Below are 14349 nucleotides of genomic sequence, written 5' to 3' on the forward strand. Positions count from 1 at the left end.
CGGCGTCGGCTGACCGGGAGCACCCGGCGGCCCAGGAGGCTGCGGAACCCCCGGCATCCCCCCACCCTGACTCGGATCGGCGAACATCGTCGCCGCGTGATGAACACCACCACCGGGCGCACCAGGAGGACCGGGAGGACCGGGCGGCGTCGGCTGACCGGGAGCACCCGGCGGCCCAGGAGGCTGCGGAACCCCCGGCATCCCCCCACCCTGACTCGGATCAGCGAACATCGTCGCCGCATGGTGCACACCACCACCAGGAGCACCAGGCGGCGTCGGCGGGCCGGGCGGCTGGGGCCCGTCGGGTCCCAGCGCGGAGACGAGCTGCGTCGGCACGTAACCGCCAGCCGGCGCACCGGGCGCACCCGGACCCGACGGCGGAACGGCACCGGGCGCACCGGGCGGCGGCGGAGGCGTCGCACCGCTGCCAGGCACACCACTCACGGGCGCACCGCTGCCAGGCGCACCGCCCGGCGCGGCGTCGGTGAACTCCTCGGCTCCGGGCGGCGGGACGGTGGGCCGCCCGGGTGCCACCGGAGGCTGCGGAGTCTCACCCGGGAGCAGAGGGGCCACCGTGGTCCGGGGCAGCTTGCTGCCGCCGGACATCAGGGCCGTCTTCGCCTCCGGCGGCACACCGGGCGGCGGCGTGTCGTCGTCGTCCGACCCGGAGAGCGGCGGCGCGAAGACCGTCGCGGGCAGCGGGACGGAGGCGTCGTCGGGGCCGGTGGCCGAGTTGGTGTCCGTACCGGCCCAGGGCGTCGCCCCGGCGGGCGTCGCGGGCACGCCACCGGACGGCGTGGCCTCGCGGTCACCGCCGCCCGCGCCGGGCCAGGACGCGCTGCCCGAGCCGTGTTCGGCCTGCGAGGCGTTCTCGCTCCGGACTCCGCCCCAACTGGCGTCCTCCGACAGGCCGCTGGCGCCCGGGCCGCCCCAACTCGCGCCCCCGGAAACCGAACCGGCGTCACCTGACGCCGGGCCGCCCCCCGCACCGCTCCAGCCGCCCCCGGCACCGGAACCGGAACCGGCCAAGTCACCAACCGCCGCAGCGGATCCGGCCGCGTCCTCCGACGCCCGCACCCCGCGCGCGCCGCCCGCAGTGGCGGAAGCCGCGCCCGCGCTCACGGCGGCGGCCCAGTCGCCGCTCGCAGCCGGCGTATCGGCCCCGCCGCGCGACCCGCCGTCATCCGCACCGGCGGCGCCCGCGAGAGGCCAGTCCCCACTCTCGTCGGACGAACCCGCCCCGGAGACCGGACCGGACGGCGCACCGGCGCCCGCACCCCGGCCGTCCGGAATGCCCGCCCGGTCCGCCGCGTCCTGGAGCCACTCCGGCGGCGTCAACAGGAACGACGTCTGCTCCAGGTCGACCCGCTGCGCCGGGGCCGGCCCCGCGTCCGCCGCCGGCGACGGTTCCGGCGTCCCGTACTCCTCCTCGTACCGGCGGATCACCTCACCCACCGGCAGCCCCGGCCACAACGTGGCCTCCCCGCTGTCGCGGGCGATCACCAGGCGCTGCCGGCCGCCGTCCGACACCGGCCCGCCCGCCCGGTCCTCCGCCCACACCACGAAACCGAGTTCGAACTCGCGCACCCGCACCTCACGGTGCGACGGCACGGGCACATCCCCGTTGACCCACTCTTCCGCGCGCTCCTGCGCCTGCGCGAAGGTCACCACCGGACCGTCACCCCTCGTCCGAAACAGGGACGGCGCGCGCGAAGCCGCCGTCGACCATCAGGTTCGCCACCGTCTCCAGCTCCGGCGGACTGCCCGCCAGCCGCTGGAGGAAGGCGTCGAAGTCCTCACCGCAGGGCATCAGCAACCGCTCCACCCGCTCGTGCACCGTCCACCCGTCGCGGTCCCGCGCGTCGTCGTACGCCACGAACCACACCGACCCCACGGCCGCGCCCCGCACCTTCACGGCCAGCAGACCGCCCTGCACGAACGCGACACCCAGGTAGTCCTTGGTCATGTGGTCGCGCAGGCACTTGTTGACGTACACCAGGTCGTTCACCGCGGCCTCGTCCCGCACCGTGAAGAACGGCTGGTCCACCAGCAGCCCGAGCTCCGCGTCGAGCGCCGTGCCCACCGGCGCGCAGCCGCCCGCCGCCTTCAGGAACGACCGGTACGCCCCCGGAAGCCGGTAACCGAGATCCTCCTCGACACCGAGGATCTGCTGCTCGGTCACCGACACGGCACCCTTCGGCAGCCCGAAATGGGCCGGCCGCGTCTCCTGCAACGGCCGCGTGCCCCGCTTCTCCTGGTCGACCGCGGCCGTCGTCAGCCCCCCGTGGTGGCGCAGCAGCGCCTTCACCTCCACGGGCACGAGCTCCATCCGCCGGGTGTTCGGCACGTGGTGCCAGGTCCAGCCGTGCGGGGTGGCGACCGCCGGGATGGTGTCCCACAACTCGTGCCCACCGGCGGCCAGCGCCGCGTTGGCCGACACATAGTCCGTGAGCCGCAGTTCGTCGACGCCGAAACCCTCCGGAGGCTCCGCGATCTCCGCGGCGGCCCGCGCGTACGGCGTGAAGACCGGGAAGCCGGCTTCGTCCACACGCACACCCTGGGGGTGGCGGGAGGCCCGGACCGGGTCCGGGAAATGCACGAGCTGCCCGGCGTAGGCCGCGTTCGGTGGCGCGGCTTGCTGCCCGAGCCGACCTGTCGTCATGGCGGATGCCCCCTGCTGCGTCTGGCTGGTTCGCACAGCCTATGCGGTGGGGCAACAGGCGGCCCCGCCCCTCGCCTTGCGTAACGAACCGTCACGCCCGGGTCACCACCGTGCGACACACGTACACGATTCACCGACCCAGCTTCCGTACCGGTGGACACATTTGGCAGGCTGTCTCAGCAACGCGGGGGCGTGCACGTCAGCGGCTGCCCGCCGCGGGCACGGGAGGGGAGCACCACCATGCACACTGCTCAGACAGCCGCTACGACACCGACGGGCCCGGCCACGACCACGACAGCGACACCCACGGCGGCGACGCCCGGCGCGACGGCCACGGCCACCGCGGCGGCCGGAGACCCACGCCTCAGCTGGAGCAGCAGCGAACCCGCCCGCGTGCCCGCGCTCACTCACCGTCGCGACGGCATCCTTCCCACGGTCGCCGCCGCCCTGTCCGTACGCGGCGCCGGCACCCTCACGTGCACAGCCGGCCGGGGCGACCGGCCGCCCCCGCTCCACCCGCTCGTCCAGGACTTCCTCGACACCCTCCCCAGCGGCCAGCGCGAACGCTTCACAGGCCGCTGCCCCGAAGCGATCCTCCTCTCCCGGCACATCGCCGCCACCGAGGGATCACGCTCCAAGCGCGCCTCCCGAAAGCCCCTGACCACGGGCGAGGCCCGCCGCTCCCTCAAGCACTCCAAACTCACGGCCCGCCGCATCCGCGAGGACGGCGACCCGCTGCACGGCAGCTACGCACCGCCGTGCCGCTCCTGCACACCGATGCTCGCCCACTTCGGCGTACGCGCCGTAGACCTGACCGCGACCCCTACCGAGAAGGGCTGACCCGCCGCCGATGCCGGGCCCCATCCCCACCCCGAGCCACCACACCAGCACCACCCGCTTCCCGGTGGCGGTGGACGCCGCCCTGCGCACGGCCGGCTGGCAGCCGGGACGCTGGGACATACGGCAGGCCGAGCACTGGGCCGACACCCTGCGCGCCCACACCTCGCCCGCCGGCCACCGGCACAGCGTCTTCCCGGCCGCGGTCGAGGCGTGGGCCGAGTTCGGCGGCCTGCTCGTCGCACCGCCCGGCCCCGGCCGGCAGATCGCGCCGACACCGGTACGTTTCGACCCCCTCGGCGGACTGCACCACGCACGGACACTCGCCGACCTCGGCCGCGCACTCGGCACCGAGGTGTGCCCCCTCGGCACCGAACTCGGCGGCGAGGGAGACGACGGCCAGGCGGTACTCGCGATCGACACGGAGGGCCGCGTCTACAGCCTCGACCACACCGGCGACTGGTACCTGGGCCCCGACATCGACCACGCCCTGTCCACCCTGGTCACCGGCACCCAGCCCAACCGCCTGACACCGACGTAACAGCGCGCCGGGGGGACTGGGCGGGGGCGCGGCGGCACACCCGGGGCGGCGCTCCCGGGTTAGCGGGGCGGGCGCCCCGCGACGCGACGGGCTTCACGGCGGCCGTGCGTACCCCCGCCGCGCCTCGCCGGGCGGGCGTACATAACGCCACCGCGCCTCACCGGGCGCGCCCGTCGCGCCCACCCCCGGTCACGCACCCCTCACGCGTACAACAAGGCCCCGTACGCGTCCCCCGGCGCGCCCCCTACCCCTTCCTCGGGCGGGCCGGCAGCACCGCCGAGACGCGGAAGCCGCCCGCGTCCGTCGGGCCCGACACGAAGACGCCCCCCAGCGCCGTCACCCGCTCCCGCATCCCCACCAGCCCATTGCCCCCGCTCGGCAGCCCGGCGTCCGCCGTACCGCCGTCCGACGGCCCGTTCTCCACCTGCATCGCCACCTCCGAAACGCGATGCGCCAGCCGCACCCACGTCTTGGCGCCCGCCGCGTGCTTGTGCACATTCGTCAAGGCCTCCTGCACCACCCGGTACGCCGTCTGCTCGACCAGCGCCCCGCAGTCCACCGGATCCCCCTCCACCGAGAACTCCACCACCATCCCCGCCTGCCGCGACTGCCCAACCAGCGCCTCCAGATCCGCCAGGCACGGCCCGTCCTCCGCCTCGGCCGCCGCGACAGCCGCAGCCGCCGCACCCACCGCAGCCAACGGCACATCCGCCGCACCCGCGCCACGCCGCTCCCCCGCGTCCCCCGAACGCAGCACCCCCAGCATCTGCCGCAACTCCGTCAACGCCTGCCGCCCCATGTCCCCGACCAGCGCCGCGTTCTTCACCGCCTTGGCGGGATCCTTCAACGCCACCGCCTGAAGCGCCGCCGCGTGCACCACCATCAGACTCACCCGGTGCGCCACCACGTCGTGCATCTCACGCGCGATCCGCGTCCGCTCCTCGGTACGCGCCCACTCCGCCCGCTCCTCCGCCCGGTCCGCCAGCAGCGACAGCTCCCGCTCCAGCGAATCCGCACGCTCCCGCAAGCTCTCCATCAACCTGCGCCGCGCCCCTATGTAGAGCCCGTACAGCACCGGCGGCCCGGTCAGACCGAGCGACATGAACAGCGAGACCAGCGGCACGTACCAGGGACCCGGCCGGTAGTCGCCGTCCGTCGCGCTCGCCACGTCCTGCTGCGTCCGTACATACGTCACGATCAGCGTCCCGGTCAGCGACATCCCCGCCAGCACGACGGTGATCCGGCGCGGCACCTCCGAAGCGGCCAGCGTGTACAGCGACACGATGCCCATCAGGTACGCCATCTCGGCCGGCGTCACGGCGATCGACACCAGCACCACCGCGATCGGCCACCGCCGCCGCACCACCAGGACCGACCCCGCGACCAGCCCGAACACCACCCCCAGCGGAACCGGCAGCCCCGCGTCCCCCGCGAACCTCACACCCTCCACAGCGCACTCGAGCGCCGAAACCAACGCCAGCCCCACGTCCAGAACGACACTGCGCCGCCTGTCCCACCACCAGTAGCGCCGGGCGGTCATGCCCGTGGCGTCCTGATCTGCCCCCGTTACGGTCATGCCTTCCACCCTACGGGCGGCCGCCACCCGATATCCGGGAGACCGGACGAGCACGGAAGGCGGCCACCGTCACGCGAAACGGGTGTTGTCCGCACGAAGGACTGAATCGACCAGGCTTTCGAGCCGGACGTCCGCATTCCGGACAACGCTGTCCGTATGACCGCACCCCACGACAAGTACGCCGACTTCGAAAGCCTCCGCGAACAGGCCGTCGCCCTGCGACGCCAGGGCCTCAGCAGGCGCCAGATCCGCGACCGCATCCAGGTCGACAACAACGACATCCTCAACCGGCTCCTCGACGGCGAGCCCGCCCCCGACTGGACCAAGCGCCCGAACGCGAAGGACGATCTGCGGGCGAGGGCACGCGAGCTGCGCCTCCAGGGCTTCACGTACGACCGGATCCAGCTGGAACTGGGCTGCTCGAAGAGCTCGATCTCCCTGTGGGTGCGCGACCTCCCCAAACCGCCGAAGCGGACCCCGGAGGAGGCGTCGGCGATAGCCCGGCGCGGCTGGGACGCGACACTCCGGCGGCGCGCGACGGAGCGGGAGGCGACGAAGCGGGCCGCCGCCGAAGCGGTCGGCGAGCTGAGCGACCGCGAGCTGTTCCTGCTGGGCGTCACGCTCTACTGGGCCGAGGGCGCCAAGGACAAGACGTACGACCGGCGGGAGTCACTCAGATTCATCAACAGCGACCCCGACGTGATCACCGTCTACCTGCGCTGGCTGGACCTGCTCGGCGTTCCCCGCGCGCGCCTGCGCCTCTACGTCAGCATTCACGAATCGGCCGACGTGCCGGCGGCGGAGGAGTTCTGGGCACAGCTGACAGGCGTCCCGCGCTCCGGCTTCAACAAGGCGTCGCTCAAGCGGCACAACCCCAAAACGGTGCGCAAGAACACCGGGGAGGCGTACCGGGGTTGCCTGGCCGTCTACGTAACCCGCAGCGCGGATCTGTACCGTCGCGTAGAGGGCGCCTGGTACGGCATAGTAGGGGCGTCACTCACGTCCGATCTTAAGAATCGGACATAAGCGGCGAACCATCCCGGGTCGTCTAATGGCAGGACAAATGGTTTTGGTCCATTGAATGAGGGTTCGATTCCTTCCCCGGGAGCAGTGACAGCGGGTCCTGACCACACAGGTCAGGACCCGCGCGCGTTTCGGCCATGACACCCCCCGGTATCCTGCGGGTGTCCACCACCCGAAGCCGAAGGGCATCCCCGTGAGCGCCAACCGCCCGGCCGCCGCCGCCGTCGTCGTCCTCGCAGCGGGTGAGGGCACCCGCATGAAGTCGGCCACCCCGAAGGTTCTGCACCAGATCAGCGGGCGCTCGCTCGTCGGGCACGTCGTCGCCGCCTCCCGCGAGCTGGACCCCGAGCACCTCGTCGTGGTCGTCGGCCATGCCCGCGAGCAGGTCGCCGCGCATCTCTCCGACATCGACGCCGGTGTGCGCACCGCCGTGCAGGAGCAGCAGAAGGGCACCGGGCACGCCGTGCGCATGGGCCTGGAGCAGCTCGGGGGCGCGGTCGACGGCACTGTGGTCGTCGTGTGCGGCGACACGCCGTTGCTGACGGGTGACACGCTGGCCCGGCTGGCGGGGACGCACGCCGCCGACGGCAACGCGTGCACGGTGCTGACCGCCGAGGTCCCGGATGCGACGGGGTACGGGCGGATCGTGCGGGACCGGGACAGCGGTGCGGTCACGGCGATCGTCGAGCACAAGGACGCGACCGACGCGCAGCGTGCGATCAACGAGATCAATTCGGGTGTGTTCGCGTTCGACGGGCGGCTGCTCGCCGAGGCGCTGGGCAAGGTGCGTACGGACAACAGTCAGGGTGAGGAGTACCTCACGGACGTGCTCGGGATCCTGCGTGAGGCGGGTCACCGGGTGGGGGCCGCGGTGGCGGCCGATCACCGGGAGATCCTGGGGATCAACAACCGTGTGCAGTTGGCGGAGGCGCGTGGGCTGCTCAATGCCCGTCTGCTGGAGCGGGCGATGCTGGGTGGTGTGACGGTCGTCGATCCGGCTTCGACGTTCATCGACGTGATGGTGACGTTCGATCAGGACGCGGTGGTGCATCCGGGTACGCAGTTGCTGGGGGCGACGCATCTGGGTGAGGGGTGCGAGGTGGGTCCCAACTCGCGGCTCACGGACACGGTCGTTCATGCGGGTGCCCGGGTGGACAACACGGTCGCGGAGGGCGCGGAGGTGGGCGCCGGGGCGAGTGTGGGCCCGTTCGCGTATCTGCGGCCCGGTACGCGGCTGGGTGCGAAGTCGAAGGCCGGTGCGTATGTCGAGATGAAGAACGCCGTGGTGGGCGAGGGTACGAAGGTGCCGCATCTGTCGTACGTCGGTGACGCGACGATCGGGGAGTACACGAATATCGGTGCTGCGAGTGTGTTCGTGAACTACGACGGTGAGGCCAAGCACCACACGACGATCGGTTCTCACTGCCGGACGGGCTCGGACAACATGTTTGTGGCGCCTGTCACGGTCGGGGACGGTGCGTACACCGCTGCCGGCTCCGTCATCACCAAGGATGTGCCGCCCGGTTCCCTCGCCGTTGCCCGTGGGCAGCAAAGGAATATCGAGGGTTGGGTGGCCCGGAAGCGTCCGGGAAGCGCTGCCGCGCAGGCGGCTCAGTCGGCGGCCGATGGGGTCCGCGGCGAAAGCTGACCGGAAACAGGTGCGTCGTTCTCGGCGTACCGTGATAGGTGCACACAATTCGGCTGGCTCGTATGCGTTTCTAAGGCGTGCGGGCGCAGCAGCAATGATTCACGTCCGAGGAGACAGTGCTGTGACCGGGATCAAGACGACCGGCGAGAAGAAGCTGATGCTCTTCTCCGGCCGCGCCCACCCCGAGCTGGCCGAGGAGGTCGCGCACCAGTTGGGTGTCGGCCTCGTGCCGACGAAGGCTTTCGACTTCGCCAACGGTGAGATCTACGTCCGCTTCCAGGAGTCGGCGCGCGGCGCGGACTGCTTCCTGATTCAGAGCCACACGGCTCCGATCAATAAGTGGATCATGGAACAGCTGATCATGATCGATGCTCTGAAGCGGGCCTCGGCCCGGAGCATCACGGTGGCTATCCCGTCGTACGGTTACGCCCGGCAGGACAAGAAGCACCGTGGGCGTGAGCCGATTTCGGCCCGTCTGATCGCGGATCTGCTGAAGACGGCGGGCGCGGACCGCATTCTCACGGTGGATCTGCACACGGACCAGATCCAGGGCTTCTTCGACGGCCCGGTGGACCACCTGTCGGCGCTGCCGGTGCTGGCCGACTACGTGGGCGCGAAGGTGGACCGTTCGAAGCTGACGATCGTTTCGCCGGACGCGGGCCGGGTGCGTGTCGCGGACCGCTGGTGCGACCGTCTGGACGCGCCGCTGGCGATCGTGCACAAGCGGCGTGACAAGGACGTGGCGAACCAGGTGACCGTCCACGAGGTCGTGGGTGAGGTCAAGGGCCGGGTGTGTGTGCTGGTCGACGACATGATCGACACGGGTGGCACGATCTGCGCCGCCGCGGAGGCGCTGTTCGCGAACGGCGCGGAGGATGTCATCGTCACGGCGACGCACGGCATCCTGTCGGGTCCGGCCGCGGACCGGTTGAAGAACTCGAAGGTCAGTGAGTTCGTTCTGACGAACACGCTGCCGACCCCGGGCGAACTGGAGCTCGACAAGATCACGGTGCTGTCGATGGCGCCGACGATCGCGCGTGCGGTGCGTGAGGTCTTCGAGGACGGTTCGGTCACGAGCCTCTTCGAGGAGCAGTCGTAGCGGTCCGGTTCGTTCCGTAGATCGATTTCTGGTACGGCCTTCCCGCCGGGTAGACTCCCTGAGTTGCTCGGCGAGGGAGGCCGTACTCATGCAGTACGGCGTATCCGTTATCGACGCGCTCTTCGTAGCAGGCCGTTTCGTGGCCGGGTGACCCATCCGTTTTTCGTCACCCGCGAGGAGTGCACCATGGCTGAGATCAAGATCGCCGCTGAAGTCCGCAACGAGTTCGGCAAGGGCGCTGCCCGTCAGACCCGTCGTGCCAACAAGGTGCCCGGTGTCATCTACGGCCACGGCGCCGAGCCCGTTCACGTCACGCTGCCGGGCCACGAGCTGATGATGGCGCTCAAGACCAGCAACGCGCTGCTCAGCCTGGACGTCGACGGCCGTTCGGAGCTCGTCATCCCCAAGGCGATCCAGCGTCACCCCATCAAGCGCAACATCACCCACGTCGACCTGCTCGCGGTCAAGCGCGGCGAGAAGGTCACGGTCGAGGTCGCGGTCCACACCGAGGGCGAGCTGGCCCCGGGCGGCAACCTGCTGGAGAACGTGCTGAACACGCTGTCGGTCGAGACCGAGGCGACGCACATCCCCGAGTCCGTCACGGTGTCCATCGCGGGCCTGGAGGCCGGTGCCTCGATCCACGCGAAGGACGTTCCGCTGCCCGAGGGCACCACGCTGGCCACCGACCCGGAGGCCATCGTGATCCAGGTTCTGGCCCCGCAGGCCGAGGAGTCCGCGGCCGAGGGCGAGTCCGAGGGCGCCGAGGCCTGAGCCTCGCCGTTCGGCTCGTAGTCACTGTCCAGCCGCCGTTCCGTGCCTTCGGGCGCGGGGCGGCGGCTGGCGTGTGAACCGGTCCTGGACCGGTACAGGAACCGCCGCGGGAACCGGCGTACGAAGGAGACATGCAGATGACGGACGCAGCCGCCCCCTGGCTGATCGTGGGTCTGGGCAATCCGGGTCCCGACTACGCGGCCAACCGGCACAATGTCGGCTTCATGGTCGCCGACCTGCTCGCGGAGCGCATGCGGGCGAAGTTCAAGGCGCACAAGGCCCGTGCCCAGGTGGTGGAGGGGCGTGTGGGTCCGCCGGGTCCTGCGGGCCGGCGGGTGGTGCTGGCGAAGCCGCAGTCGTACATGAATCTGTCGGGGGGGCCGGTGACGGCGCTGCGCGACTTCTACAAGGTGCCGACGGAGCGGATCGTGGCGGTCCACGACGAGCTGGACATCGATTACGGCACGCTGCGGGTGAAGCTGGGCGGCGGCGACAACGGCCACAACGGTCTCAAGTCGATGACCAAGTCGATGGGGCCGGACTACCACCGGGTGCGTTTCGGGATCGGGCGGCCGCCGGGGCGTATGCAGGTGGCCGACTTCGTGCTGAAGGACTTCTCCTCGGCGGAGCGCAAGGAGCTGGACTACTTCGTGGACCGGGCCGCCGACGCGGTGGAGTGCCTGGTCACCGAGGGGCTGGAGCGCGCGCAGAGCGCGTACAACTCCTGACATTCCGACCGCTGGTCATGGCCTGAGGTTGACCGAGCGCGGTCACATGGCCAAGGATCGCGGTCCATGGCCTCGAAGCGGACCCAAGCCCTCCTGTACGCCCGACGGGCGGCGATGGCCGGCATCGCCCTGTTGCTGCTCGTCGCCGGCGTCCGTTCGTCCTGGGGCACTGCCCAGCACGTGATGCTCTCCAAGGGCCGTGAGCACGGGACGATGACGGTCGCGGTGTGCGGCGTCGAGACGTGCGCGGGGCCGTACACACCGGACGGCCCGACGACGGACCACGCGCGCGTGACGATCGAGAAGTCGATCGCGGTGCGCAGGGGCGCGGAGCTCCCGGTCGTCCTGAAGCCGGGCACCGCCGAGGCGGTACGGGCCGGCGCCCCCGGCGTCCTGCACGCCTGGGTCCCGCTGGGCGGCGCCCTGCTGCTCGCGGCGCTGGTCGTCGCCGGGGGGCTGCGGCTGACCCGTCTGGCGTGGGGCGCGGCGCTGGCGGGCGGCGTCCTGCTGGGCGCGACGTTCCTGGCGCTGTAGCCGCCGCGCGGGCCCGTACGGCGCCCCCCGCGGTAGTCACCGCCGCGCGCCCGCGCGGCTCCGGCGCGGCGAAGGGTTCGGACGCGGCCCCGCGCGCATCCCCCTCCGGCACGGCGAAGGCCCGCCGCCCCGCACCGTCGCGGTGCGGAGCGGCGGGCCTTCGGCCGGTGGGAGGTCAGCCCGTGTTGCGCAGGCCGGCCGCGACGCCGTTGACGGTGAGCAGCAGCGCCCTCGCCAGCAGCGGGTCCGCCTCCTCGCCGCGCTCGGCCGCCGCGCGCTGGCGCGCGAGCAGCGAGACCTGGAGGTAGGAGATCGGGTCCAGGTAGGCGTCACGGATGGCGAACGTCTGCTGGAGCACCGGGCTGGAGCCGAGGAGCTGCTCGTTGCCCGTGATCCGCAGGACCTCCGCCACCGTGAGCTCGTGCTCGGCGCGGATGGTGTCGAAGACGTGCTTCAGCTCGTCCGGGACGAGTGTGTCGACGTAGTGCTGCGCGATGCGCAGGTCGGTCTTGGCGAGCGTCATCTCGACGTTGGACAGGAAGTTGCGGAAGAAGTGCCAGTTCTCCTGCATTTCCTCCAGGACGCTCTCCAGTCCCGCCTCGCGCAGGGCCTTGAGGCCGGATCCGACGCCGTACCAGCCGGGCACGATCTGCCGGGACTGGGTCCAGCCGAACACCCACGGGATGGCGCGCAGGCCGTCGAGGGAGACGCCGGAGCCGGGGCGGCGGGAGGGCCGCGAGCCCAGGTGGAGGTCGGCGAGCTGGTCGACGGGGGTCGAGGCGAGGAAGTACGTCGGCAGGTCCGGGTCCTCGACGAGCTTGCGGTACGCGGTGTGGGCGGCCTCGGAGACGGTGTCCATGGCCGCGTCCCAGCGCGCCAGCGCCTCGTCGGACTGGCGCGGGGAGGTGTGCAGCGCGGACGCCTGGAGCGTGGCGGCGACCGTCAGCTCCAGGTTCTCCCTGGCCAGGGACGGTACGAGGTACTTGTCGGAGATGACCTCGCCCTGCTCGGTGACCTTGATCTCGCCCTCCAGGGTGCCCCAGGGCTGCGCGAGGATCGCGTCGTGGGAGGGGCCGCCGCCGCGGCCGACGGTGCCGCCGCGGCCGTGGAAGAGCCGCAGGCGCACGCCGTACCGGTGGGCGACGTCGCGCAGCCGGCGCTGGGCGCGGTGGATCTCCCACTGGCTGGTGGTGATGCCGCCGAACTTGGAGGAGTCGGAGTAGCCGAGCATGACCTCCTGCACGTCGCCGCGCAGGGAGACGAGACGCCGGTACGAGGGGTCGGCCAGCATCTCGTCCAGGATGACGTCGGCGGCGCGCAGCTCGTCGGTGGTCTCCAGGAGCGGCACGATGCCGATCTTGGCCCAGCCGGCGTGCAGGTCGACGAGGCCGGCCTCGCGGGCGAGGACGGCGGCGGCGAAGACGTCGTCGGCGCCCTGGCACATGGAGATGATGTACGACTCGACGACCTCGGGCCCGAAGCGCTCCAGCGCCTCCTTGATCGTGGTGAACACGCCGAGGGTCTTGTGGCCCGCGGCGTCCAGCGGCGGGGGCGTGGGGGCCAGCGGCCGCCGGGAGCGCAGCTCCTTCGCGAGGAGCTTCTGGCGGTAGTCGCGCGGCATGTCGGCGTACCGCCAGGACTCCTCGCCGAGCCGGTCGAAGAGCTGCCCGAGGGCGTGGTGGTGCGCGTCGGCGTGCTCGCGCACGTCCATCGTGGCGAGCTGGAGGCCGAACGCCGCGAGGGTGCGGATCGTACGGTCCATGCGTCCGTCGGCGAACAGGCCGCCGCGGTGCTCGCGCAGCGAGGTCTGGATGAGCGTGAGGTCGGCGAGGAGTTCGCCGGTGCCGAGGTAGTCGACGCCGGGCTGGTGCGCGGTGCCGTTGGCGAGGCGCTCGCGGGTGTTGACCAGCTTCTGGCGGATGCAGGTGGCCTTGAGCCGGTAGGGCTCCTCGGCGTTCAGGCGCTTGTAGCGGGGGCTGATGGGCAGCCGTTCCAGGTCGGCCTGGAGGGAGGTCAGCAGTTCCTCGGTGGCGCCGGTGTAGCGGATGGAGTTCGACAGCTGCCCGCGGAGCTGGTCGACGAGCTCCAGGGCGTCGGAGATGCCGTGCTCGTGCTGGAGGATCAGTACGTCCCAGGTCACGGCGGGTGTGACGTTCGGGTTGCCGTCGCGGTCGCCGCCGATCCAGGTGCCGAAGGTGAGCGGCCGGGTGCCGGGGGGCAGCTCCACGCCGACGCGCTCCAGCTCGGCGGCCAGGTCCTCCAGGACGTCGCCGACCGCGCCGGCGTGCAGCTCGTCGAGGTAGTAGATGGCGTTGCGGGCCTCGTCGGCCGGTTCGGGGCGTACGACGCGCAGCTCGTCCGTCTGCCAGATGAGGTCGATCGATTCGGCCAGACGGAGGTCGTGCCTGCGCCGGTCGGAGGAGATCACGGGCGTTTCGAGGAGCTCGGCGATGCGCCGGAGCTTGTTCAGTACGGACCGGCGCGCGGCCTCCGTCGGGTGGGCCGTGAAGACGGGCCTGACGTTGAGGTTCTTGACGGTGTGGCGCAGGTGCTCGGGGTCGGCGTCCTTGAGCTTGTCCGCCGTACGGGCGAGAAGTCCGCCCTCTTCGGCCCGCTTCGCGCGCATCTCGCGGCCGCGGTGCACCTGCTCGGTGACGTTGGCAAGATGGAAATACGTCGAGAAGGCGCGCACCAGCCGGGCTGCGGTCTCCAAGTCGGTGTCTCCGAGCAGTTCGGCGGCGGCTTCGCCGTCGGTGCGCGTCAGGGCGCGCACCCGCTCGACCAGCTCGAGGAGTTCTGGGCCTTCCTGCCGGACGAGGGTTTCGCCCAGCAGGTCGCCGAGACGGCGGATGTCGGCGCGCAGCTCCGCGCTGGTGTTGGAGTTCTGGTCGGCACTGCTCACAGGTGCGGCTCCTTGCAGTGTTTCAGCA

Annotated in this window: 11 protein-coding genes, 1 tRNA gene and 1 pseudogene; 9 read left to right on the forward strand and 4 right to left on the reverse strand. The window is 71.6% G+C overall.

All coding sequences use genetic code 11. The annotated features are described in order from the left end of the window. Nucleotides 1–1671, reverse strand: a pseudogene (locus tag ACWGH0_RS06220) (SUKH-4 family immunity protein); the annotation flags it as partial. Between the two features lie 7 nt (nt 1672–1678). Continuing rightward, a complete protein-coding gene (locus ACWGH0_RS06225) occupies nt 1679–2662 on the reverse strand; it encodes an HNH endonuclease (protein WP_453402961.1) in 984 nt (327 codons plus the stop codon). A 240-nt stretch (nt 2663–2902) separates the two neighbouring features. Here ACWGH0_RS06225 and ACWGH0_RS06230 point away from each other — a divergent pair, with 240 nt between their 5' ends. Both ACWGH0_RS06230 and ACWGH0_RS06235 read left to right on the forward strand, forming a co-directional pair. Continuing rightward, entirely contained in the window at nt 2903–3502 is a 600-nt protein-coding gene (locus ACWGH0_RS06230; RefSeq protein ID WP_453402962.1) for a YwqJ-related putative deaminase, read from the forward strand. 10 nt (nt 3503–3512) lie between these two features. Then, complete coding sequence (locus ACWGH0_RS06235) at nt 3513–4040, forward strand: SUKH-3 domain-containing protein (RefSeq protein ID WP_453402963.1); 528 nt, start codon at nt 3513–3515, stop codon at nt 4038–4040. 244 nt (nt 4041–4284) lie between these two features. On the opposite strand, the gene ACWGH0_RS06240 is transcribed toward ACWGH0_RS06235, so the two are convergent. Further along, complete coding sequence (locus ACWGH0_RS06240) at nt 4285–5616, reverse strand: sensor histidine kinase (protein ID WP_453402964.1); 1332 nt, start codon at nt 5614–5616, stop codon at nt 4285–4287. A gap of 156 nt (nt 5617–5772) precedes the next feature. On the opposite strand from ACWGH0_RS06240, the gene ACWGH0_RS06245 reads away from it, so the two are divergent. The 7 genes from ACWGH0_RS06245 (at nt 5773) to ACWGH0_RS06275 (ending at nt 11419) form a co-directional block, all read left to right on the forward strand. Next, nucleotides 5773–6642: a hypothetical protein gene (locus ACWGH0_RS06245; RefSeq protein WP_453402965.1), complete on the forward strand. Its 870-nt coding sequence runs from the start codon at nt 5773–5775 to the stop codon at nt 6640–6642. Between the two features lie 11 nt (nt 6643–6653). Further along, nucleotides 6654–6724 (forward strand) — tRNA-Gln (locus ACWGH0_RS06250). Nucleotides 6725–6832: 108 nt separating this feature from the next. Beyond that, nucleotides 6833–8287, forward strand: a complete 1455-nt coding sequence (glmU, locus tag ACWGH0_RS06255; RefSeq protein WP_453402966.1) for a bifunctional UDP-N-acetylglucosamine diphosphorylase/glucosamine-1-phosphate N-acetyltransferase GlmU — start codon at nt 6833–6835, stop codon at nt 8285–8287. Nucleotides 8288–8408: 121 nt separating this feature from the next. Beyond that, a complete protein-coding gene (locus ACWGH0_RS06260; RefSeq protein WP_453402967.1) occupies nt 8409–9386 on the forward strand; it encodes a ribose-phosphate diphosphokinase in 978 nt (325 codons plus the stop codon). Between the two features lie 186 nt (nt 9387–9572). Continuing rightward, on the forward strand, nt 9573–10157 hold the full coding sequence (locus ACWGH0_RS06265; protein ID WP_453402968.1) for a 50S ribosomal protein L25/general stress protein Ctc: 585 nt from the start codon (nt 9573–9575) through the stop codon (nt 10155–10157). Between the two features lie 137 nt (nt 10158–10294). Then, on the forward strand, nt 10295–10885 hold the full coding sequence (gene pth, locus ACWGH0_RS06270) for an aminoacyl-tRNA hydrolase (protein ID WP_453402969.1): 591 nt from the start codon (nt 10295–10297) through the stop codon (nt 10883–10885). Nucleotides 10886–10951: 66 nt separating this feature from the next. Continuing rightward, nucleotides 10952–11419, forward strand: coding sequence for a hypothetical protein (locus tag ACWGH0_RS06275; protein ID WP_453402970.1), 468 nt, complete (start codon nt 10952–10954; stop codon nt 11417–11419). 175 nt (nt 11420–11594) lie between these two features. Here ACWGH0_RS06275 and ppc read toward each other — a convergent pair whose 3' ends face one another. Next, on the reverse strand, nt 11595–14321 hold the full coding sequence (gene ppc, locus ACWGH0_RS06280) for a phosphoenolpyruvate carboxylase (RefSeq protein ID WP_453402971.1): 2727 nt from the start codon (nt 14319–14321) through the stop codon (nt 11595–11597). Nucleotides 14322–14349: the final 28 nt, after the last annotated feature.

This window comes from Streptomyces sp. NPDC054887 (assembly GCF_053610585.1).